The following is a 20552-nucleotide window of genomic DNA, read 5'->3' as shown; positions in this document are numbered from 1 at the left end:
GGGCGTCACCATGGATTGGGAGCGCGATCATCACCTAAGGAGCATCCTGGACCAGCTCTATGACGGTCTCTATTTTGTAGACAGGGATCGCCGAATCACCTACTGGAACCGGGCTGCGGAACAGATCACAGGCTTTAGTGCACAGGAAGTAGTGGGGCACCGCTGCCAGGATAATATTCTGGTCCATGTGGATGCGAGCGGTTGCCAGCTCTGTCTTGAAAAGTGCCCGCTGGCGGCCAGCATGCTTGACGAGGAATCGAGGCAGGCCGAGGTTTTTCTTCATCATAAACGGGGCCACCGGGTGGCCGTGCAGGTGAGAACCACACCTCTGCGCGACGATAAGGGAGAGATCATCGGGGGCATCGAGCTCTTTAGTGAGGTCTCCGCGACTCAGAGCCCGCAAAAACGCTACCAGACCCTCAGGCATCTTGAGCTGCTGGATATCGCAACCGGCCTTCCCCAGCGCACCCACCTGCAGGCTGAGCTCCAGGGGATGCTGACCAGCTTTATCCACACCTCAGTTCCCTTCGCCGTGCTGCTTATCGATCTGGATCACTTCGATAAATTCAAAAACAGTTATGGGAGCGAAAATGCCGAGCTGGCACTACGCACCATCAGCCATACCCTGTGCGGTTGCTGCCGCCCCTTTGATACGGTTGGCCGCTGGTCTGAAAGTCAGTTCCTCTGCCTGCTGCCCGACTGCGATAGCATGACATTGACCCAAATTGCCGAGCAGATCTGCGCCCTGATCCAGAAAAGCCGTCTGCATATTGAGGACGAGACTCGCTCACTGACGGCATCCATAGGCGGCAGTATCACCCAGGTGAATGAATCAGCAGAGTCAATTTTGTTGCGGGTCAGCCACGCCATGCTCAACAGCAAGCAGAAAGGAAGAAACCAGGTAACCATCAGCACCGAAGCCGCCGGATTATAGGACGTTTCTGTTTTACAGAACCCCATATCAAGGATTGCGCCTTACCCTGGTAATCTGGAAACCAGCTTCTTGTTCTGGCTAAAAGGCATAAAAAAACCGCCCGAACAGGCGGTTTTTCTGGCTTGAAAGCAAGCTGCATTAGCTAGCTTTTTTGACCTCTTTGGCAGGCTTAGCCTGCTCTTTGCCAGTAGCTTTTTTCTCTTTGACGATCTCGTGCAGCTTCACATCAAAGATCAGCACTGAGTTCGGTGGGATCATTCCGGCATTGTGCTCGCCATAGGCCAGCTTAGCCGGGATAAAGAATTTGAACTCAGAACCAACCGGCATCAGCTGCAGGCCTTCGGTCCAGCCAGGGATCACCTGACCCAGAGGGAAGGTTGCAGGCTCGCCACGATCGACAGAGCTATCAAACTTGGTGCCATCGATCAGGGTTCCGGTGTAATCAACCTTTACCACATCATCTTTGGTTGGCTTAGGACCATTACCCAGCTTGATCACCTTGTACTCAAGGCCAGACTTGGTCACTTTTACGCCATCTTCGGTTGCATTTTTCTTGAGGAAGGCTTCACCCTTAGCCAGGTTATCCTTCGCTTCAGTCTCTGCCTTTTCCTTGGCCAGGGTTCCGATCTTCTGATCATACTGCTTGAGAACTTCCTGCAACGCCTTGTCATCCAGCTTACCTTGCTTGTTCAGGGCATCCTTCACGCCATCGAGCAGCACGGTATTATCCAGCTTGATCCCAAGCTTCTGCTGTTGCTCCAGGGTGTTACCGATATAACGGCCCATAGAGAAACCGATAGCATAAGCAGATTTTTGTTCAAATGTCTTCAGCGTACCCTGCTGCTGAGTTGCCGTAGCTGCAGGTGCTGCCGCAGATTGAGTCTCCTCTTTCTTCTGACAGGCACTGACAGAAACTGCCACAGCTGCCGCCAGCAAAGAGATCTGAATCATTTTTTTCATAAGTATCTCCAACCTTCCTTATCTTCTGTTCAGCCTCCGCAACTGAGGGCTGTAAAACTTATCTATACTAACGCCTAAGAGGGGATGCGCAAAAACATTCAAATGAAAATACCAAAAAATATTCCTGCCCAGGCACTATCGATTGCTTTCCTACTGGCGGCATGCACCGACAGTAGTACCCCGGTTACCCGTCAGACCCTGGCTCCTCACGGTGCCTACGCCGCCGATCTCAGCATCAATGGCCAATATGCGGTGATCTCATCGATCCATCACGGCCTGATGCTGTGGGATCTCTACCGCAATCAGCTCCTGTATCGCTGGAGCCATCGCGGAAAAGACAACAACAATGTGTTTGTGACCCGCTTTTCCCCCAATGGTTCCCATGTGGTCACTGCAACCCGCAGTGATTTTGTGATCTGGAACGTCAAAACCGGTAAGGCCGCAGGATTCTACTCCGAGCCAGAATCAACGATTCGCGACATCGCCATCTCCTCCAGCGGTCGCTATGTATTGATCGGGCGTACCGATGGCAAGGTGGAGCACCTGGATGTGGATACCGGACGACGCCTCAAGTTTCTGGCGCACACCGAGCAGATCAACAGCGTGGATCTCAGTGCCAATGGCCGCTATGCCCTGACCGGAGGGAACGACTACAGTGCCTACCTGTGGGACACCCGAACCGCCCAGGTGATCTGGCGCTTTAATCATGCCAGCCGAGTCAGCATGGTCAAACTCGATCCCAAGGGAAAATTCGCCTTTACCGCTGGTAGCAAGCGCCAATCGATCATCTGGAATCTCAAGACAGGCAAGGAGCATAGCCGATTGCACTATATCAGCCGCCAACAGATCTACAGTGCGATCCGTTTTGCCAATCAGGATCGCTGGCTGTTGACGGGATCCCCCTCGCGTAACATGACACTCTGGGATCTAAAGAGCGGGAAGCGCCAACAAAGCTGGATGGTCACCCCGGGAAAAAGCACCCGTCCCGACGGGGCTGTGGTATATTCGGTCGCCTATAAGCCACAGACCCGGACGCTGGTAAGTATCAGCTCCAGTGGCCTGGCGGAGACCTGGAAGATCAAGTGAGAGAGAAGATGAGCCAAACCAGCGAGCAGATCACCCAACTGGAGCAGAGAATTGAGCAACTGGAGACCCAGCTCGCCTTTCAGGAGGATAGCCTGCAGCAGCTCAACCAGGAGCTGCATACCCAGCAGCAGGAAACCGAAAAGCTCAAGATCCAGATGCAATACCTGGTCAACAAGATGAAAGAGACCCAGGTCAGCCAAATAGCCTCCCAGAGCGAAGAGACCCCGCCACCACATTATTGATGGCAGAATGCCTTACTTGTGCTGCGCACGGCTGATTGCAGCTGCGCGGCATTGATGTCGGGGTCGCCTGACAGCGAGCAAAGGGGCAAACGCTTTTCCCCTTTGCAATCCCCTCGCGCCCCAGATCTCACTTAAACCTCGGCTCTCCTGATGATTAAGGCACCGCTTAGACGCAACATCCTTGTTACGGCTAAGCTCTCATCACATCCATGTGATTCGACCTGAATCCTCTGCGGCTCGCCTCAGCACTCGCTCACGGGGGAGTAGGGCCCCGTTTATTTGCCGCCGAGTGATTCATTGTTGATGAGCGTATCAATCACATGGATGTGGTTGAAGGGTAGCCAGAACAGGGATGTTCTGTCTGTCCGTTAGTGAATCTTATGAATCATGAGGAAACGGCAAATACCGGGGTGTCCTTGGGAGTGAAGAGGGTATTGGACAAGCAATACCTTCTTCCCGCTGTCCGCGGCCGGGCAATTGTGCCTTCGGCACAAATTCGCTGACCTCAGATCAAATCAACTAGATGTATTGTGCTGCACACCGCGGGTTGCAGCTGCGCTGCATTGAAGTCGGGGTCGCCCGACAGTAAGCAAAGGGGCAAACGCTTTTCCCCTTTGCAATCCCCTCGCGCCCCAGATCTCACTTAACCCTCGGCTCTCCTGATGATTAAGGCACCGCTTAGACGCAACATCCTTGTTACGGCTAAGCTCTCATCACATCCATGTGATTCGACCTGAATCCTCTACGGCTCACCTCTGCGCTCGCTCACGGGGGAGTAGGGCCCCGTTTATTTGCGCCGAGGGTTTCAAGTAGGAGCAAAGGGTGAGTGGCAAGGATGCAGCGAAAAGGCTATCAGTATAGGGGTGAAGTTACTTCCGAAGTAACGAAACGAGAGGCAGGATGCCAAACTGGGAAGGCATCTCATGGAAGGTATGCGGGCTGTTTGTCTGTACTTTTGCGAACTTGAAATATGAGGATGAAGCAAATACCGGGGTGTCCTTGGGAGTGAAGAGGGTATTGGACAAGCATATCCTGTCATACAGGATGTATTAATGCCGTGGAAGGCAGGACGCCTGAGAACGGCCTTTTCCCGCCGCCGCTCGGCAGCGGCAAATGTGCCACAGGCACAAATACTCTAGTCCAGGGAGCGAATCATGCAGATCTCACAATCACTATGTCCTGTATCGCCAAGAGGTCCGTCGAGATGCTCAAAACCCAGCTTTTCATATAGAGCCGTGGCCTCCTTAAGGCAGGAGGTGGTTTCCAGATAACAGCTTTGGTATCCACTCTTTAAGGCATAATCCAGAGCCTCTAATACCAGGCGGCGCGCAAGGCCAAGACCTCGCAGCTCAGGCATAAAATACATTTTCTGCAATTCGCAAATCTTACCAGCTTCACCGGACAGGGGAGCTATCCCTGCTCCTCCCAAAATCTCTCCCTTAGAATTTTCAATCACCCAGTAGCGACTCCCCTCCCCCTGGTAGCTCTGATACAGGCAATCCAGGTTGGGATCGGACACCCCGTACCCCCTATCAGCCGTTAGTCCATACTCTGCAGAGACAGCCCGGATAACTTTGGCGATTGCCGGGTTATCCTGTTCACAGATAGCGCGGATCCGGTAGCCTTTCTGGCGAGATGCGAGTTTAAGTCCCTTAAGATAGTGACCCAAACCAGTTGCAAGCTCACTCTGCTCTGCTGCGCTAAGCTGAGCCAGCACCTCATCCATATCTGTATCCATCTCATGGTGCAACAGCTTTACAAGGGCCTGCCCCTCCGGGGTCAAAACTGCTTGTTTGCTACGACCATCCAGAGGGTTGGTCTGCAAAGCCACCAGTCCTCTCTGACTCAAACGGTTCAAGGGTCGACTGGTATTTGATTTATCCACCTTGAGTCGCTCGGCAAGCTGCTGATTGACCAGTGGTCCCTCTTCAAGCTCAAGCAGCAGGTGAGCCTCAACAGGTGAAAGCTCCAGGGAACCACACTGCCTGGATAGCATTCCCAGTTCACGGACCAGGGTACGGGAAAGAGATCTTAAAAGACGAGAATCCATAGCCACTCCCAATTTAGTTGCGATTAGCAACAAAATAACACAATAGTTGCACTGCACAACCACTTATCATCTCTAACCATGATGGGGATGCTTCCTGACGGCCTTGATAAAACCCGTTATCCAGCCCGGAGGCGCTCCTTTACCAAAAAGCTCACTGGCCAGAGACCAGGGTCACAATTCTGGTTCCAGTAATGCGACTCAAGTCTCAAAAGTCAGTAGCATGCTGACGTCCACAAAAAGTTATTCTCAGAGAAGTACAAAAACATGTCGAACCACAAGATAAGCTGGGGTATCGCAGGTCTTGGAAAGATTGCACAACGATTTGCCAATGACTTAATCCTGCATAGTCCCAGCGCAGAACTAAAGGCTGTTGCTTCCCGGGATATGCAACGCTCCGCTGAGTTTGCAAACCGCAATCAGTGCCAGCGTGCTTATGCCTCCTATATCGAAATGGCCCGGGATCCAGATATCGATATCGTATATGTCGCAACCATCCACCCCTTTCACCAGCCACTCGTTGAGCTTTTCTTAAACCATGGCAAGCATGTTCTGGTCGAAAAACCAGCCTTCACCAATCACAAAGACTGGCTGACCATGTCAGAATTGGCCAAAAAACAAGGGGTTCTCCTTGTCGAGGCGATGAAGAGCATGGCATTTCCTGCCTATCGTCAGCTTCGTTCATGGCTCCAGGAGAAAAAGCTTAAGATCAATCGAATAGAAGCCGCCTTTGGTAATTACCACGCTTTTGATGACAAACTTCCAATCTTCAATCACCGTCTATCGGGTGGTGCAACCCTGGATGTGGGCATTTACCCTCTGTGGCTCTATTGTGATATCTGCAAGCTGATGCAGGTTCAACCCCAGCTCCCGCGGTTTGAATGTTGGATTGATAATCCAGGCTCCCAGGTCGATGAGACAGTATCCTTCACGTTCGATGGCCCGGTACAGGGGACGCTGTCAGCCTCCATTACCCGGGACCTTAGACGTGAAGCAACCCTCCAGGGGGAAAACCTGCACATTGTGATCCATGACAAGTGGTGGAATCCGAAAAAAATCACCGTGACCCACCTTGATGAGACTTTTGAAATCGAGCCAGAGGCCTGTGGTGGTGGATTCCAATATGAGATAGAACATCTATCAGGGTTAATCTCAGACGGGAAAAACCAATCATCCTGGCTACCGGCACAGACAAGCCAGCAGGTACTATCTCTGATTGAGAGCAGCCTTAAGGCCCATGGTTTCTCACACCTTGTGTATCCAAACCGATCATAACAATACAAGCGAGCTCCGAAGTAAGAAGCTCACACGTGCTGTAGCCTGGCTTTTTTAACCCCGCCAATACTAAAGATCACCAGGGCCAACCAGATAAGAGAGAAGGTCACCATCTTGGTCGGGTTGATCTGCTCTCCGTAAAAAGTGATCGCCAGGAAGAACACTATGGTCGGAGACAGGTACTGAAAGAACCCAAGCAATGAGAGATCAAGACGGGTCGCAGCGGCGGTAAAACCGAGTAGCGGCAAGACTGTGATGACACCAGCCGCCATCAACAGCAAGTTAAGATCTGAGCTATTGTGCAGAAAGTTCGAGGTATGGCTGGGGTCGATAAACTTAAGGTAAACAAGCGCAATCGGCAGCATGATCGCCGTTTCAAACAAAAGCCCGGTCACAGCACCAAGTTTCAGTGATTTACGCAACAAACCATAGATGCCAAATGTGAAAGCAAGGCCCAGTGACACCCAGGGGATCTCACCAAGGCTCACCACCTGTATCATCACCCCGACAAAGGCAAGGATGACGGCCGCAGCCTGCCAGGGGTGCAAGCGTTCATGAAAAAAAAGGACTCCAAGTACCACGCTAAACAGGGGGTTGATGTAATAACCCAGGCTGCTTTCGAGCATGTGACCATTATTGATTGCCCAGATAAAGATCAGCCAGTTCACCCCCAAAAGCAATGCAGAGCCAGCCGTCAGCAATAACCGCCTGGTATCCATCAGAACCTCAAGGATCTGCCGCCCCTGCCGGGTCAACACTACGATAATCACCAGCAGCACAAACGACCAGATCACCCGATTCGACAGGATCTCAAGGGGAGATATTTCACTGATGATCTTGTAGTAGATGGGAGCTAAGCCCCATAGTACATAGCCAGCAATCGCATAGATGATCCCGAGCCGGGTCTGTTCATTCATAATCAAAGCCTGCCGCATAAATCCTTATATTAACTGGGGTTTAATAGGAGGTCCCCCCACGGCAGTATATAGGATAGTGATCAGATGGTTGTAGATATTTTGAACATTTGACTCAGTGACAAAAGCCCTGGATTATTCATATCTGAAAGTTTCTAAGTATTTAGCCATAGGTATTTTTTATCAACTGAGCTTATCGATTAGCTCCAAAATCCAATCCTCCATTCCACAGTTTCCCCACTCAAGATACTCACCAAGCTTGCCGATCACCTCTTGACGCATTGCATCGAGATCTTTGTTTTGTGAAATAGATAGCGCAAGAGTATCGAACGCTTGAATAGCCAGCCCTTCCCAGCGCTCATCTGCTATCCCATACGAATTCAGGAAGTTTAAGATCTTATCTGCCACCTCCCAGTTAATGATCACCTTGGTCTTGCCACAAGCCCCTTCAGCTGAACTGAGTATCTTTTTGAGCTCCCTTATTTTTTCTAGCTCAGATGAAAAGTCGTCATCAATATCATCCAAATTGATGTAATTAAGCTGCCTCTGGAGCAATCCCAAGATCGCTTCATTCTCAGGCTCAATAACGATTGCCAACTCTTTTCTAAACTCAGGATTCTGCTTCGCAGCACTGATTATAATGTCAATCAACTGCTCGTTGCTGTATTGCTTTAGCTTTCTCTTGAGATCACTTAAAAAGCCTCTTGTTTCTTCTGAACTCTGGGTATATTCCGCTTTCCTCTCAAGAAAATCGAGCAGTACTGCAACCACATGCTTACACGGGTATCCATCATAAGGACAATCACAATCAGCGTGAAGATTGCCATTTTGTTCCTCAATAGAAACTTCATAGTTCCCGTAACTTCCGCTGACCTCTGCATCCAATCTCGGTATCTCAGATTGGTATACATTGATTAGCACCATCCCGGATTGAAAATATTTTTCACCCCGCAGATAAATCTTCTCACCTGCAAAGGCCTTCAACCATCTCTTTGTTACCTCATTCAGCTTGATCATCTTCTTTCACTAACTCTCACATGGCCATCGTTATAAGTAAAAACCGGTTGACTAGCCTACCCGCCATTAATGGGGTTAGCTGCATTCACATATCCATCCGGATCACGCTTGAGGGACAAACCTCAGACGCCACTGTTAACTATGTTTAAGATAAACAACCTTGTTTTGCGCCGGATCATAATAGCCCTCCAGCTCAAACCAGACGATCCCGACCCCCTTGTCATACCTTTGCTGACGAATCAGGTCCGGTCGGCTTTTGGCGTAGCGCACATCTACTATGCTGTGGATCAGTGAATCCACATCATGGATCCCTGTCACGCTCGAATGGAAATTAAATTTGCCTTGTCTTACCCAATCAGTAAGCTGCTGGTAACTGATATTGTTCTTGATCGACTTGATGCGATACACCAAAGCCTGATCCACGGATAACAAGGGTGCCCGGTAGGGGGTTGTCTTAGTTTGATCCTGACCAAACCTGAGAATTGGCAGAATCAGGTAATCCTTACCGACCACTCCATCATTGTGCTGCATATTAAACCGGATAAACTGGCGGCTTTTTATGGAGTTCCCTTTATCCCGATAGACAGCCTGGTACTGAGGTATCTCCTTGAATTCAGCCAGAGGAACGCGATTGATCCCCTCTACCCCAAATTGTTTAAAGAAGAGCTGCTGGGCTTCACAGTAGGTTTTATCTGCTTGCTGGTAATAAATTGAGCCCTTAGGGCAACTCTCCCCCTGAGCAAAAGCCATCCCAGAAAACAGCACGCCAATCCATATCATCAAATACTTTAAGTTCACTATTCATCCTTAACCCTGTTGCGCTTCAGGCAGATAATTACACAATCGACCATAAATTCAGAGCACTATCACTGCCACTCCTTCATCAGTGAATGCCGAAGCAAGGAAGATACTACTCAGGTATGGTCTTGCTATTGAGGTTTGTCTGAGCCAGAGAAGAATCACCAGAAAGCCTTTGGGCAACAGCAACACAAGGCCCCCCTCTCAACACACTCCTCAAAAAGCTGCTGCCTTTGCGTTACTGTGATCAGGAGTGGAAAGCTCAGCTGTTTAGGAGGATACGCCCCACTTCTGGCTATACTACATAAAAATCTCATGAATAAAGTCGGATGTATCAATGGCACCACGTAATATTCATGGCAGTTGGTCCATGCACTTCGAAGGCAGGCTTTTGTATTCAGAGGTGATCGGACCAACCAATACAGAGGCCAGCTTTTCTTATCTCGAAGAGTTAAAACAAACCCTATTCGAAAGCTCCGAAGGTATTCAATCCCCCTGGGTTATCCTACATGATGGTCGCCAGTGGGAGATGTCATCAGCAGATGCAAAATCGGCAAACGATGCCATTACCGATTGGTGCTGCGAGAATAGCTGCGTCCTATTTGCCATCGTCTTATCGAGTAAAATGCAACGTTTTGCAGCCGATATCGTGTTCAAAGAGCAAAGCATTTTGAGATTTTATTTTGATTACGATGAAGCCTACCAAGCTTGTTTAGATAAGCTTACCGACGCCCAACAGCAAAAGTAGATCTAATTGTGCACTGCTTTCTGAGTAGCTCCAATGCTATAAGGTAACCCTCTCAGATAAGCCATCTGAGAGGGGTTTAAAAGTCCTAAACCTAAACTCCCAAACCAGAGAGCGGCGCTACTCTTCAGGAATACAGCTCAGATATAAGCGGGTCTGGGCCTTGGTCAGATCAACTTTGGATAAACCATGATTCAGGGCCTTAAGTAACTCCAGGCTGTCGGAACGCAGCTTAGGAAAGATAGCATACCGTGGTGAAGAGTTAATCGGTTCAGAGCTATGAGCAAACAACTGTAACTTGTCCGGATAAAGCTTTCTTAACAGGGCATAACCTGCGCAGAGTTCGATCGGGAAGAGATCGATCTTCTCCTCAAGCAAACGCATGAAATTGATGCTATCACTGCTCTTTCGATGCACATGGATCAGTAACTCCTTCTCAGCTTGCTCAAACTCTTTTCCATAAAAATATCCCAGGGTTCCGCCGATATGATATTGATCCAGATCCTTCATGCTGTTCCACTCAAATCCATTTGGGAAACGAGATTTAAGGTAGAAAAAGTTCTGATTCAGATAAAAAACCGGGCTGCTGAAGTAAAAACTATTTTCCCGCTTCTTACTTTTCATCCACATCAGGCTGCCATTACTGACTCCCCCTCTGGCCAGATGAAACGCCCGCTTCCATGGGTAGAATTGATACTCGGTTTGATATCCACTGTAGCCAAATGCCTGGGTTACAAGCTCTGCCAGGATCCCTTTTTCGGGAAGGGAATCAGAAATATAGGGAGGAAATTCACCGACACTCAGCTCAACTCTCTTGTCAGCCGCCGAAGAAAGCGAAACAACTGCCATCATCAAAGCAATAACAATAAGTCGCATCGAACAATCCCTTGCTCCTGTTCCCTTTCAGTAAGTCTAGGCGATGCTAACGTATGTAACTTGCGGCTTTGGACCAGTATGGCCTGGTTGCACATACAAAAAATCCGGAGCGATTAGCTCCGGCTTTTCTCAAATTCAGGGTAAATTAGTGACCCTTGCCACCACAGCAGCCCTCATGGCCGCCCTTACCGCCACAACACTGGTGATCGTCGCCCTTACCATGACCACCACAGCCATGGTGCTCTTCATGATGGTGACCACAGCCACCGGCACCATGCACATGCCCGTGAGCCAGCTCCTCTTCGGTCGCCTCGCGAACATCCTTGATCATCACTTCAAACTTCAGAGGCTCACCCGCTAATGGATGGTTTCCATCCACAACAACGTAATCGGTAGCCACTTCAACGACTGTGACCGGCAGATCGCCATCGTCGGTCTGTGCCATGAAGCGATCACCCTCGGCTACTTCCATGCCATCGAATACATCGCCCGGGATCTGCTGACGCAGCCCATCAACATACTCGCCATAGGCCTGTGCTGGCTCAAGCTCAACGCTGAAGCTATCACCTCTAACTCGTCCGGTAATCGCCTGCTCAAGGCCCGGAACCAGCATTCCACTGCCATGCAGATAGATCAAAGGCTGACCATCCATATTGCTGTCCAGCAACTCATCTTGTTTATCGCTCACACTGTAATGAAGGGTGACAACGCTCTGCTCTGATACTTTCATGGTTAGGCCTGCTAGAAATTCTCTGATAAGGGAAAGGAGTAAGGCCCCCAGGGGGCCTTCAGGTAGACAGGTTCATTTACACAGGGAATTAGTTTGCCTACCCGGGGTTTATTCTAAGCCAAAATGCAGGGGCATACCACAACTAGCCATCCGGAGCCCTTTCAGGGCTTAAAAACGCCGATCATCTGAGCCGGGGCTTCTTGGCTTGACGGCTCATCCATCAGCTGCTGATAGTCACAAAATGCACAACGCATCTCCTGGCCCTGTTCGCCATCACGGTACTGCATGCCATCAAGCTTCTCGCACTTTGGACAGCTGGCACCGGCGATAAAGCGCCACCTTGATTCCCTTTGCATCCTGCCTCCATTACCATGATCAAAGGCTCATCATAGCCGATTCACTCTCTCGCACAATATTCCCTTGCTCACAGGTTAAATCCTGAGCTAGGATAGCAGCATGATAAAGAGACACTTCATGCTTGCGCTATCTGCGCTGCGCTTTTGCCTGCGCGCCCTGCTCCCCTATATCTGCCGATAAATCGGTACAGGATAGATCTATCCATCAATTGTTTATTTTTTTAATCAACCAGATATAGGACAGAACCATGAAAAATCTTTGCCCCCACTGGTCCCGGTTTGAATACCTGCACCAGGGAGTCACCAACCCGAATATCATCCTTCAGGGTACTCACAGCTATTTCAGCGGCTACTACGATGGCCGATTTGAAGATGTCGCGGTACGCTACCTCCATGGCGATCGCTACAGCCGGGATCCCCAAACCGGCTGGAAGCCAAAGTGGCCCATCGACAAGTTGTATATCGGGGATTATGTGCAGATCGCAGCCGGTGTCATTATCCTGATGGGAGGCAATCACACTCATAATCAGGAGTTTATCAGCACCTATCCCTTCCTGAAGCCGGAAGCCCTCGAGCGAAGCTATGAAAGCCGAGGTGATACCCGGATCGGCAACGATGTATTGATCGGAACCCAGGCCCTTTTGATGCCCGGAGTCAGTATAGGGGATGGAGCCATCATCGCGGCCCGCGCCGTGGTCACCCGAAATGTCGCCCCCTATACCCTGGTTGCCGGCACCCCGGCAAAGGAGATCCGAAAGCGCTTTAGTGAGAGCGACATAGCTAAACTGCAACAGCTCCAATGGTGGAACTGGCCTCAGGAGAAGATAGAACAACTGCTTCCCTTTATTCAGCAGGCTTGCGTATCAGAGCTGGAGAAAGCTCACCTGGCGTATGAAAAGAGTGCCACCAAGCGTAGTCGATAAATGAATTCACGCCAGGCTCGCAAATAGTGCACCATTACTGCACAATGCCTGGCGTGGCGCATCCCTGATAAGATTTGGAATACCTATGATCACCCTAAGTGATATCAGCCTCTACCGAGGTACAGAGCGACTGCTCAACCAAACCAACCTCACTATCCATGCCGGGCACAAGGTTGGCCTGGTGGGTAAAAACGGCTGTGGCAAATCATCCCTGTTCGCCCTGCTCAGAGGCGAACTCTCTGTAGACAGCGGCGAACTTTCTCTGCCACGCCACTGGCAGATCGCCAGTGTAGCCCAGGAGACTCCTGCACTCGATTGTAGCGCCCTGGATTATGTTCTCGATGGCGATCGGGAGTTTCGGCAACTGGAGCGCGAGCTTACCGAAGCCGAGCGAAGCGATGATGGCCACAAAATTGCCGAGCTGCACACCCGAATTGAGATCATTGGCGGCTATAGTGCCAAGGCCCGGGCCGCGACCCTGCTGCATGGTTTAGGCTTTGCCGATGCCGAGCTCGCGAACCCGGTCAGCGCCTTTTCCGGGGGATGGCGAATGCGCCTGAATCTGGCTCAGGCCCTGATGTGCCGCTCCGATCTGCTACTGCTCGATGAGCCAACCAACCACCTGGATCTGGATGCGGTGATCTGGCTGGGCAACTGGCTAAACAACTACCCCGGCACCCTGCTCCTGATCTCCCACGACCGGGATTTTCTCGATCAGATCATCGAAGAGATAGTGCATATTGAGCACAACCAGCTCAACCTCTATCAGGGTGGCTACTCAGATTATGAACGGCAACGGGCAGAAAAACTCTCTCAGCAACAGCACCTGTTTGAAAAGCAGCAGCGCAGCATTGCCCACATGCAAAAATATGTGGATCGCTTCCGCTACAAGGCAAGTAAGGCCCGCCAGGCTCAAAGTCGCCTCAAGGCAATCGAGAAGATGGAGCTAATCGCCCCGGCCCATGTGGACTCCCCCTTTCAGTTTGAGTTTAAACCTGCGCCCTCTTTGCCAAATCCATTGTTAAAACTCGAGCAGATAACGGCAGGCTACCAACTCGACAAGCCGATCCTAGAAGAGGTGAAATTCAGCCTGATCCCTGGTAGCCGCATCGGCCTTCTGGGGCGCAACGGTGCCGGTAAATCCACTCTGATCAAACTGTTGGCCGGGGAGCTTGCCCCGCAAAATGGTGAACTGGCCCTGAGCCCCGGGGTCCGCATCGGCTACTTCTCGCAGCACCAGCTTGAGACCCTGCGGGTCGACATGGGGCCGCTGCAGCAGCTCGCGCTGCTAGCTCCGAATGCAACCGAGCAGCAACTGAGAAACTACCTGGGTGGCTTTGACTTTAGTGGTGATAAGGTGTTCGAGCCTGTTGAAACCTTCTCCGGAGGTGAGAAGGCACGCCTGGTGCTGGCCTTAATCATCTGGCAGCGCCCGAATCTGCTGCTCCTTGATGAGCCAACCAACCACCTGGATCTGGAGATGCGTCAGGCCCTGACCCTGGCACTACAGGCCTATGAGGGTGCTCTGGTGCTGGTCTCTCACGACCGCCACCTGCTGCGTTCGGTCACCGATGAGCTCTATCTGGTCAATGCCCAAAGGGTAAGCCCATTCGATGGGGATCTGGATGATTACTATCGCTGGCTGACCGATCCTGCAACCAAAAACAACACTAAATCTCAGCCCGAGCAAAACAGCCCTGAGCCGACCCTGGATCGAAAACAGCGCAAGCGTATGGAGGCTGAGTTTCGCAGTGAGATTGGCCCATTGAAGAAACGCCTGCAACAGCTGGAAAAAGCGATGGACAAGGAGCAGAGCCAGCTGGAAAGCATTGAACAACAGCTGGCAGAGTCGGATATCTACGAGCCAGCCAATAAGATGAAGCTCCAGGAGGCCCTGGATCTTCGAACCCGTAGCCAGCAGGCCCTCGCACAACACGAAGAAGAGTGGCTGGAGCTTGAGCATGAAATAGATGCCAGGCAGCAAGCCTTTGAGGCACAACTCAGCGCCAGCTAATCAGGCAAAATCCCGCCGACACAAAGGTCCAGAGAGAAGCGCCCAAAACAGAAGCCTCCTCTCTGGGCTTTTCCTACCTTGACCAGCCCTCTGAAGGCCGGTTCATCAATTTTTTCAATTGATCATTGTAGATCCCCGAAAAAGCCAATAGATTGGGCGCAGTTCAATTCATCTATCGACGGAGAAAAAGGATGCAGGTCGCTTTTTTAGGATTGGGCGTGATGGGCTACCCCATGGCGGGGCACCTTCACCAGGCGGGCTATCCGGTCACGGTTTATAACCGCACCGAAACCAAGGCACAGAAATGGGTGAGCGAATATGGCGGTCCGGTTGCCGACACAGCCCGACAAGCCGTAAAAGATGCAGACTGCATCATGCTCTGTGTCGGAAAGGATCAGGATGTTCGCCAGATGATCTCCGGCCCCAGAGGGATCGCCAGCGAACTCAAACCCGGCACCATCATTGTTGATCACACAACCACCTCAGCACACCTTGCCGAAGAGATGTCAGAATACTGCCTGCAGCATCAGGTTCATTACCTGGATGCCCCGGTCTCCGGAGGCCAGAGTGGCGCCGAGCAGGGTAAGCTCACCATCATGGTCGGGGGAGAGCCTTATGCCTTTAGCCGGGTTGAGCCTGTCCTGAGTAGCTATGGTAAGCGTGTCACCCACGTGGGCGGCCCGGGTTCAGGCCAGCGCTGCAAGATGGTCAATCAGATCTGCATCGCCGGTATTCTTCAGGGACTCTCCGAGGGGCTGACCCTGGCTCAGAAATCGGGGCTGGATATCCCGACTATTGCCAGGGTACTGGGAGGCGGTGCCGCTCAATCCTGGCAGCTGGACAATCGTGCCGTCACCATGGGCCAGGGCGAGTTCGACTTTGGCTTTGCCATTGAGCTGATGCACAAGGATCTTAGTTATTGTCTATCGGAAGGAAAAAAACTGGGAGTGGAGCTACCGATCACTAAGCTGGTTGATCGTTATTATCAGAGCCTGATCGAGGCGGGTTATGGCCACTGTGATACCTCGGTCCTGATCAAGAACCTTGGTTAATCTGGCCTAAAAATCGGGCCACGAATGTGGCCCTTTCTGCAATGGATTAGCGGGTTCCGAATACGACTATGGTCTTACCATGAGCCGAGATCAGGTTCTGCTCCTCCAGCATTTTCAGGATCCTTCCCACCGTCTCGCGAGAACAGCCAACGATTTGGCCAATTTCCTGGCGGGTGATCTTGATCTGCATTCCATCCGGATGGGTCATCGCATCTGGCTGCTTGGCCAGATTAAGCAGGGTTTGCGCAATTCGTCCGGTCACATCCAAAAATGCCAGATCACTGACTTTCTGGCTGGTTGTATGCAAACGGTTTGCAATCTGTCCCGACAGACGCATCAGAATTTCAGGGTTAACCTGAATCAATTGACGGAATTTTTTATAGGAGACCTCTGCGACTTCACAAGCCGTCTTAGAACGAACCCAAGCGGTTCTTTCCGGACTCTCAGTCTCTTCAAAAAGCCCCATCTCACCGATGAAGTCTCCCTCATTGAGGTATGAGAGGATCATCTCTTTGCCATCTTCATCTTTGATGAGAACTGCCACGGCGCCTTTTACTATGTAGTAAAGCGTCTCTGCTTTTTCGCCTGCATGCATCAGAGTGCTTTTTGCAGGGTACTTGTGAATATGGCAGTGTGACAAAAACCATTCCAGGGTTGGATCGCTTTGTGGTTTGCCAATTACCATCGGTTTCCCTCTCGTTTCGATTATGCTGCACAACGACTCTCGGTCTGAGAGAGGTCCTGCATCTTTTGAGTTAAAAGTTGCTAAAATGGCTTCCAGCCTGACAGATGTCTGCGTGTAGGTATTAAAAGATTTATATTGGCAGGAGCAATCTGTGCTCGCCTCGTCCTTTAGTGCCGCCAAGGTAGAATTTGCCGGGCCGCCCATATCCTATAGCAATTCACCACACTATGCCAATGGAGACAAGATGAAAGCCAAGGTTAAATGGATAGATGAGATGCAGATGCAGGGCACTACTGAGTCCGGACATAGCCTGATCATGGATGGTTCCAATCCGGGGAACGGCGCAAGCCCGATGGAGATGGTACTGATGGCGGCCGGAGGCTGCAGTACCATTGATGTGGTCTCTATCCTACAAAAAGCTCGTCAGGAGATTAGCGACTGTCAGGTCGAAATCGACAGCGAGCGCGCCGACAGTACGCCCCGGGTATTTACCAAAATTCACCTGCACTTTATTGTCACGGGGAACAAGCTGAGTGAAAAACAGGTCGCCCGGGCGGTTGAGCTGTCGATGGAAAAATACTGTAGTGTCTCGCTGATGCTGGAAAAAGCACTCACCATCAGCCACAGCTATGTGATTGAACAACTCGCCCCACAACAGACTGTCTGATAACTAGCGCCTGAAGACTGGAATCCAAAAGAGGCTGTACTTACAGCCTCTCTATTAGGCTCTGTTGACATAACGGACTTGGTTCTGCAGTTGGCAATTTTTTCGACCAGCAAGGCAGAAAACGTGTGGTGTAGTTATTCTACATGAACATTTGATAACGCCGCTGGGAGGGAAAATAGCCACTGCTCTACGGGTTGCGCCTGAAAAAAGCCCTGTTCATTGTTGCTCACCACTCATTTAGAACAACTAAACTTCATGATTCGCGTCGCGAACAGAGCATTTTCAGGGGCAACAGGTTCAAAATCTGTTACGTCAACAGAGCCTAATCCTTCTCAGAAAAAGCATCGGCAGGCATCAGGTTCACCGACTCGTGCAACTCGCTGTAAACCAGTACCAGCTCCTTGCGCTTTAGCTGCTCCTTTAACTGCTCAACCTTATGCTCCAGGCTAAGCTCCTGCTCTCCATAATCGGTTCCCTCACGCAATACAAAAGATTGCAGGAGATTCTCCAGAGTGTCAGGATCAAGCTCCTGCCAGGGTACTATCATCAACCACTCCCATCATCATTGATATTGACTCATTTAAAGCTCACCCATTTTAAAAAGCTTGCTCATCGGCCGCCAGCTTTTCCTTTCGTCGATTAATAATCCGACATCCCCGGGCGTAAAGCGTTAGATCTGACAGCCAAAGCGTGTAAAATGTCTCCTTTTTCACCCTCCATTTCAACAGCGGCAAAATACAATCCAATGCAAACAGTGACCGATGGGGACCAGTTTAGTGATATCCGTCCCTACAATGATGACGAAGTAAAATCAGCGATTAAGGATATTATTCATGATCGGGAATTTCTCTCTGTCGTCGCAAAATACCGATATCCAAAGCTTTATTCTGCCGCGCCCTGGCTACTTCGGCCTCTGATCAGCCTCTACCTGAAAAAGAAATGGGGTGGCTTCGAAAGCGTCTATCAGGTCCAGCTTGAGGTTGAACGCTATATGGAGCATATCATCGCTTCATCCACCGATGGCGTCACCTACTCAGGACTGGACCGACTGGATCCCAGCAAGGCCTACCTCTTTATCTCGAATCACAGAGATATCTCAATGGATCCCGCCTTTGTCAATCTGGGGCTGCACCGTAAAGGGATGGATACGGTACGGATCGCCATCGGCGACAACCTGTTAAAGACCGACTACGCAACGGCACTGATGCGTCTGAATAAGAGCTTTATTGTCAGACGCTCGGCCAAAGGCCCCCGTGAAATGATGCGTGCCTTTGACAAACTCTCGGCCTATATCCGCCACTCGATTGAGGGGAAACACTCGATCTGGATTGCCCAGAAAGAGGGACGTGCTAAGGATGGCGATGATCAAACCGATCCGGCGATCCTCAAGATGTTCTATATGAACGGCAAAAAGCAAAAAGTACCCTTTGCTGACTACATCCGCTCACTCAACCTGGTGCCGGTCTCGATCTCCTATGAATATGACCCGGGAGATGCAGCCAAGGCTAACGAGTTACTCGCCATAGCCCGGGAAGGGAGCTACCAAAAGAGTGAGTTGGAGGATATTCGCAGCATCGCCCAGGGGATCTCCGGATTCAAGGGGCGCATCCATGTCGCCTTCGGCGAGCAGATGACTGGTGATTACCAGGGCGCCGATGAGTTGGCAGCAGCCATCGATGAGGCGATCCACAAAAACTACCATCTGTTCCCCAGCAACTACCTGGCCGCAGGGGAGGATCATACGGATATCACCCACGAAGATCGTTCGCGCTTCAATCAGCATATCGCCGCTATCCCACAGGATCTCAGGGAACAGGTTCTCAGCATGTATGCAAAACCCCTGCAGAACCAGCAGCAGTATCAGGAAACTCCTCCCTCCTCCTGATAGCCCTGCTTATACTTTATAGGGCATCCGCAAGGATGCTCTATAAAGGCTTGCATCCCTCAGTGAACACAGCACCAGCCGAAGCGCTCGCTTCATCCTCTCTCATTCACAGAAGATCTTTCGAAGCAATGACTTCGTATTTGAAATATCTTCGAAACCGGAGTCAAGGAGCATAAGCGGATAGCTGAAAGATAGATAAAGACCCAAACTAAGATCGGTCGCGAGCATCCATTTACTCTTATAAACACCCCAGGCAGAATCATCAGGAATAGTGAAGATGATCATTATATAAATCTGCAAATCCTGAGTGCGATATTTTCCCGACGACTTTAAAATAAGGGAATCCTCCTATTTAAATCTCCGCTAAGATAGCTGTGCGGTCTCTAATAGCAGGGGAACTCCTAAGGCAAGCATCGCAGGACTCTTGTTAAATCCCCTAAATATGCCAACGCTCAGAAAACTGTCACAATTTGTCACAATTACCAGAACCTTAACCCGGACTTAATCATTATAGCTTTGAGCAAACAGCTTCTGTCTTGAAATAGCACTAATTGTTGATAGCATAAAATAACTCGTGTATTCTTGTGCTGATCGTTGTCGGCGCAACAGGCTGAATTCGACAGACTGATAACAAAAATAGCAACGAACAAATCAAAATTAGCAATTTAGTCGACATCTTAAATGGACTTTTTTTTATGCTTGACTATATATTGTATATGCAAAGAGATAATTAACTGGGTAGGAATATTATGATTGATTTCATCAAGGTTTTATTAAACATCCGCAGCCTTCGTGCAACTTGTCGTGACCTGACTCTGGAGCAGTTAGAAGAGGGTCTGGAGAAGCTGCAGTCTATCGTCGATGAGCGCAGAGAATCCGAAGCCTCTGTTCGTCAGGAGCGCGAGGCTCGTCAGCAGAAAATTAACGAATACCTGCAGATGATGGAAGCTGATGGTATTGACCTGACCGACCTGTCTGGTCTGACTGAAACCAAAACAAAGACTAAGTCTAAGCGCGCTCCTCGCCCGGCGAAATACCGCTACTGGGACGACAATGGCCAGGAAAAGACCTGGACCGGCCAGGGCCGCAAACCAGCTCCTATCCAGCGTGCTCTGGATGAAGGCCGCAGCATGGATGAGTTCCTGATCCAGTAATCGTTAGCAATTAAATTGCTGATGATAATACCCGATAAAGGAGCCTCTCGGCTCCTTTATTAATCGGATATAAGTTTAATAAAAACTCCTCTCCTTACTGTTGTATAAATCCCCTCTCATACCTGCAATTGATTATCGCCTCTCTCCCTAGAAAGCAAAATTTCCGATTACAGATATAACAAGGGATTGCAG

The 20552-nt window shown here is 50.4% G+C and carries 21 protein-coding genes; 11 read left to right on the top strand and 10 right to left on the bottom strand.

Features of this window, described 5'->3' with window-relative positions:
• Positions 1-10 precede the first annotated feature (10 nt).
• Entirely contained in the window at positions 11-934 is a 924-nt protein-coding gene (locus DB847_RS02510) for a sensor domain-containing diguanylate cyclase (protein WP_108649298.1), read from the top strand.
• A gap of 138 nt (positions 935-1072) precedes the next feature.
• On the opposite strand, the gene fkpA is transcribed toward DB847_RS02510, so the two are convergent.
• Positions 1073-1894, bottom strand: a complete 822-nt coding sequence (gene fkpA, locus DB847_RS02505) for an FKBP-type peptidyl-prolyl cis-trans isomerase (protein ID WP_108649297.1) — start codon at positions 1892-1894, stop codon at positions 1073-1075.
• Positions 1895-1996: 102 nt separating this feature from the next.
• Here fkpA and DB847_RS02500 point away from each other — a divergent pair, with 102 nt between their 5' ends.
• Positions 1997-2980, top strand: coding sequence for a WD40 repeat domain-containing protein (locus DB847_RS02500; RefSeq protein WP_108652891.1), 984 nt, complete (start codon positions 1997-1999; stop codon positions 2978-2980).
• 8 nt (positions 2981-2988) lie between these two features.
• Positions 2989-3222, top strand: coding sequence for a SlyX family protein (locus DB847_RS02495; protein WP_108649296.1), 234 nt, complete (start codon positions 2989-2991; stop codon positions 3220-3222).
• 1135 nt (positions 3223-4357) lie between these two features.
• Here the strand turns inward: DB847_RS02495 and DB847_RS02490 are convergent.
• Positions 4358-5272, bottom strand: a complete 915-nt coding sequence (locus tag DB847_RS02490; protein WP_108649295.1) for a bifunctional helix-turn-helix transcriptional regulator/GNAT family N-acetyltransferase — start codon at positions 5270-5272, stop codon at positions 4358-4360.
• 264 nt (positions 5273-5536) lie between these two features.
• On the opposite strand from DB847_RS02490, the gene DB847_RS02485 reads away from it, so the two are divergent.
• Positions 5537-6544, top strand: coding sequence for a Gfo/Idh/MocA family protein (locus tag DB847_RS02485; protein ID WP_108649294.1), 1008 nt, complete (start codon positions 5537-5539; stop codon positions 6542-6544).
• A gap of 29 nt (positions 6545-6573) precedes the next feature.
• On the opposite strand, the gene rarD is transcribed toward DB847_RS02485, so the two are convergent.
• The 3 genes from rarD to DB847_RS02470 all read right to left on the bottom strand — a co-directional run bounded on the left by rarD (position 6574) and on the right by DB847_RS02470 (position 9273).
• The gene (rarD, locus tag DB847_RS02480) at positions 6574-7461 is read right to left on the bottom strand and encodes an EamA family transporter RarD (protein WP_199911691.1); all 888 of its coding nucleotides are present in this window, start codon (positions 7459-7461) and stop codon (positions 6574-6576) included.
• A 180-nt stretch (positions 7462-7641) separates the two neighbouring features.
• Complete coding sequence (locus DB847_RS02475) at positions 7642-8475, bottom strand: SWIM zinc finger family protein (protein WP_108649293.1); 834 nt, start codon at positions 8473-8475, stop codon at positions 7642-7644.
• A gap of 135 nt (positions 8476-8610) precedes the next feature.
• Entirely contained in the window at positions 8611-9273 is a 663-nt protein-coding gene (locus DB847_RS02470; RefSeq protein WP_108649292.1) for a hypothetical protein, read from the bottom strand.
• A gap of 337 nt (positions 9274-9610) precedes the next feature.
• On the opposite strand from DB847_RS02470, the gene DB847_RS02465 reads away from it, so the two are divergent.
• Entirely contained in the window at positions 9611-10021 is a 411-nt protein-coding gene (locus DB847_RS02465; protein ID WP_159084342.1) for a hypothetical protein, read from the top strand.
• Between the two features lie 117 nt (positions 10022-10138).
• On the opposite strand, the gene DB847_RS02460 is transcribed toward DB847_RS02465, so the two are convergent.
• The 3 genes from DB847_RS02460 to DB847_RS02450 all read right to left on the bottom strand — a co-directional run bounded on the left by DB847_RS02460 (position 10139) and on the right by DB847_RS02450 (position 11980).
• On the bottom strand, positions 10139-10894 hold the full coding sequence (locus tag DB847_RS02460) for a substrate-binding periplasmic protein (protein WP_108649290.1): 756 nt from the start codon (positions 10892-10894) through the stop codon (positions 10139-10141).
• Between the two features lie 145 nt (positions 10895-11039).
• On the bottom strand, positions 11040-11624 hold the full coding sequence (locus DB847_RS02455) for an FKBP-type peptidyl-prolyl cis-trans isomerase (protein WP_108649289.1): 585 nt from the start codon (positions 11622-11624) through the stop codon (positions 11040-11042).
• Positions 11625-11785: 161 nt separating this feature from the next.
• The gene (locus DB847_RS02450) at positions 11786-11980 is read right to left on the bottom strand and encodes a YheV family putative metal-binding protein (protein ID WP_108649288.1); all 195 of its coding nucleotides are present in this window, start codon (positions 11978-11980) and stop codon (positions 11786-11788) included.
• Positions 11981-12228: 248 nt separating this feature from the next.
• On the opposite strand from DB847_RS02450, the gene DB847_RS02445 reads away from it, so the two are divergent.
• The 3 genes from DB847_RS02445 to DB847_RS02435 all read left to right on the top strand — a co-directional run bounded on the left by DB847_RS02445 (position 12229) and on the right by DB847_RS02435 (position 15969).
• The gene (locus DB847_RS02445; RefSeq protein WP_108649287.1) at positions 12229-12903 is read left to right on the top strand and encodes a CatB-related O-acetyltransferase; all 675 of its coding nucleotides are present in this window, start codon (positions 12229-12231) and stop codon (positions 12901-12903) included.
• A gap of 85 nt (positions 12904-12988) precedes the next feature.
• The gene (locus DB847_RS02440; protein ID WP_108649286.1) at positions 12989-14917 is read left to right on the top strand and encodes an ABC transporter ATP-binding protein; all 1929 of its coding nucleotides are present in this window, start codon (positions 12989-12991) and stop codon (positions 14915-14917) included.
• A 191-nt stretch (positions 14918-15108) separates the two neighbouring features.
• Positions 15109-15969, top strand: coding sequence for an NAD(P)-dependent oxidoreductase (locus DB847_RS02435; RefSeq protein WP_108649285.1), 861 nt, complete (start codon positions 15109-15111; stop codon positions 15967-15969).
• 46 nt (positions 15970-16015) lie between these two features.
• Here the strand turns inward: DB847_RS02435 and crp are convergent, their stop codons facing one another.
• Positions 16016-16654 (bottom strand): cAMP-activated global transcriptional regulator CRP, encoded by a 639-nt coding sequence (gene crp, locus DB847_RS02430; protein ID WP_108649284.1) that lies wholly within the window; start codon positions 16652-16654, stop codon positions 16016-16018.
• A gap of 244 nt (positions 16655-16898) precedes the next feature.
• On the opposite strand from crp, the gene DB847_RS02425 reads away from it, so the two are divergent.
• The gene (locus DB847_RS02425) at positions 16899-17321 is read left to right on the top strand and encodes an OsmC family protein (protein WP_108652889.1); all 423 of its coding nucleotides are present in this window, start codon (positions 16899-16901) and stop codon (positions 17319-17321) included.
• Between the two features lie 322 nt (positions 17322-17643).
• Here the strand turns inward: DB847_RS02425 and DB847_RS02420 are convergent, their stop codons facing one another.
• Complete coding sequence (locus DB847_RS02420) at positions 17644-17868, bottom strand: YheU family protein (protein ID WP_108649283.1); 225 nt, start codon at positions 17866-17868, stop codon at positions 17644-17646.
• Positions 17869-18075: 207 nt separating this feature from the next.
• Between DB847_RS02420 and DB847_RS02415 the strand changes: the two genes are divergently transcribed.
• Positions 18076-19206 carry a 1-acyl-sn-glycerol-3-phosphate acyltransferase gene (locus DB847_RS02415; protein ID WP_199911821.1) on the top strand — a complete coding sequence of 377 codons (1131 nt, stop codon included), beginning with the start codon at positions 18076-18078 and terminating at the stop codon, positions 19204-19206.
• Between the two features lie 749 nt (positions 19207-19955).
• Positions 19956-20360, top strand: a complete 405-nt coding sequence (locus DB847_RS02405) for an H-NS family histone-like protein (protein ID WP_108649280.1) — start codon at positions 19956-19958, stop codon at positions 20358-20360.
• Positions 20361-20552: the final 192 nt, after the last annotated feature.

This window comes from Dongshaea marina (assembly GCF_003072645.1).
Classification (GTDB): domain Bacteria; phylum Pseudomonadota; class Gammaproteobacteria; order Enterobacterales; family Aeromonadaceae; genus Dongshaea; species Dongshaea marina.
The sequence above is the reverse complement of the archived record's forward strand: the minus strand, read 5'-3'. Positions and strand labels throughout refer to the sequence as shown.

Bases quoted from the DNA above. Each gene is read 5' to 3' on its own strand.
- DB847_RS02510 (WP_108649298.1), top strand. From the start codon at position 11: ATGGATTGGGAGCGCGATCATCACCTAAGGAGCATCCTGGACCAGCTC.
- fkpA (WP_108649297.1), bottom strand. From the start codon at position 1,894: ATGAAAAAAATGATTCAGATCTCTTTGCTGGCGGCAGCTGTGGCAGTT.
- DB847_RS02500 (WP_108652891.1), top strand. From the start codon at position 1,997: ATGAAAATACCAAAAAATATTCCTGCCCAGGCACTATCGATTGCTTTC.
- DB847_RS02495 (WP_108649296.1), top strand. From the start codon at position 2,989: ATGAGCCAAACCAGCGAGCAGATCACCCAACTGGAGCAGAGAATTGAG.
- DB847_RS02490 (WP_108649295.1), bottom strand. From the start codon at position 5,272: ATGGATTCTCGTCTTTTAAGATCTCTTTCCCGTACCCTGGTCCGTGAA.
- DB847_RS02485 (WP_108649294.1), top strand. From the start codon at position 5,537: ATGTCGAACCACAAGATAAGCTGGGGTATCGCAGGTCTTGGAAAGATT.
- rarD (WP_199911691.1), bottom strand. From the start codon at position 7,461: ATGAATGAACAGACCCGGCTCGGGATCATCTATGCGATTGCTGGCTAT.
- DB847_RS02475 (WP_108649293.1), bottom strand. From the start codon at position 8,475: ATGATCAAGCTGAATGAGGTAACAAAGAGATGGTTGAAGGCCTTTGCA.
- DB847_RS02465 (WP_159084342.1), top strand. From the start codon at position 9,611: ATGGCACCACGTAATATTCATGGCAGTTGGTCCATGCACTTCGAAGGC.
- DB847_RS02460 (WP_108649290.1), bottom strand. From the start codon at position 10,894: ATGCGACTTATTGTTATTGCTTTGATGATGGCAGTTGTTTCGCTTTCT.
- DB847_RS02455 (WP_108649289.1), bottom strand. From the start codon at position 11,624: ATGAAAGTATCAGAGCAGAGCGTTGTCACCCTTCATTACAGTGTGAGC.
- DB847_RS02450 (WP_108649288.1), bottom strand. From the start codon at position 11,980: ATGCAAAGGGAATCAAGGTGGCGCTTTATCGCCGGTGCCAGCTGTCCA.
- DB847_RS02445 (WP_108649287.1), top strand. From the start codon at position 12,229: ATGAAAAATCTTTGCCCCCACTGGTCCCGGTTTGAATACCTGCACCAG.
- DB847_RS02440 (WP_108649286.1), top strand. From the start codon at position 12,989: ATGATCACCCTAAGTGATATCAGCCTCTACCGAGGTACAGAGCGACTG.
- DB847_RS02435 (WP_108649285.1), top strand. From the start codon at position 15,109: ATGCAGGTCGCTTTTTTAGGATTGGGCGTGATGGGCTACCCCATGGCG.
- crp (WP_108649284.1), bottom strand. From the start codon at position 16,654: ATGGTAATTGGCAAACCACAAAGCGATCCAACCCTGGAATGGTTTTTG.
- DB847_RS02425 (WP_108652889.1), top strand. From the start codon at position 16,899: ATGAAAGCCAAGGTTAAATGGATAGATGAGATGCAGATGCAGGGCACT.
- DB847_RS02420 (WP_108649283.1), bottom strand. From the start codon at position 17,868: ATGATAGTACCCTGGCAGGAGCTTGATCCTGACACTCTGGAGAATCTC.
- DB847_RS02405 (WP_108649280.1), top strand. From the start codon at position 19,956: ATGATTGATTTCATCAAGGTTTTATTAAACATCCGCAGCCTTCGTGCA.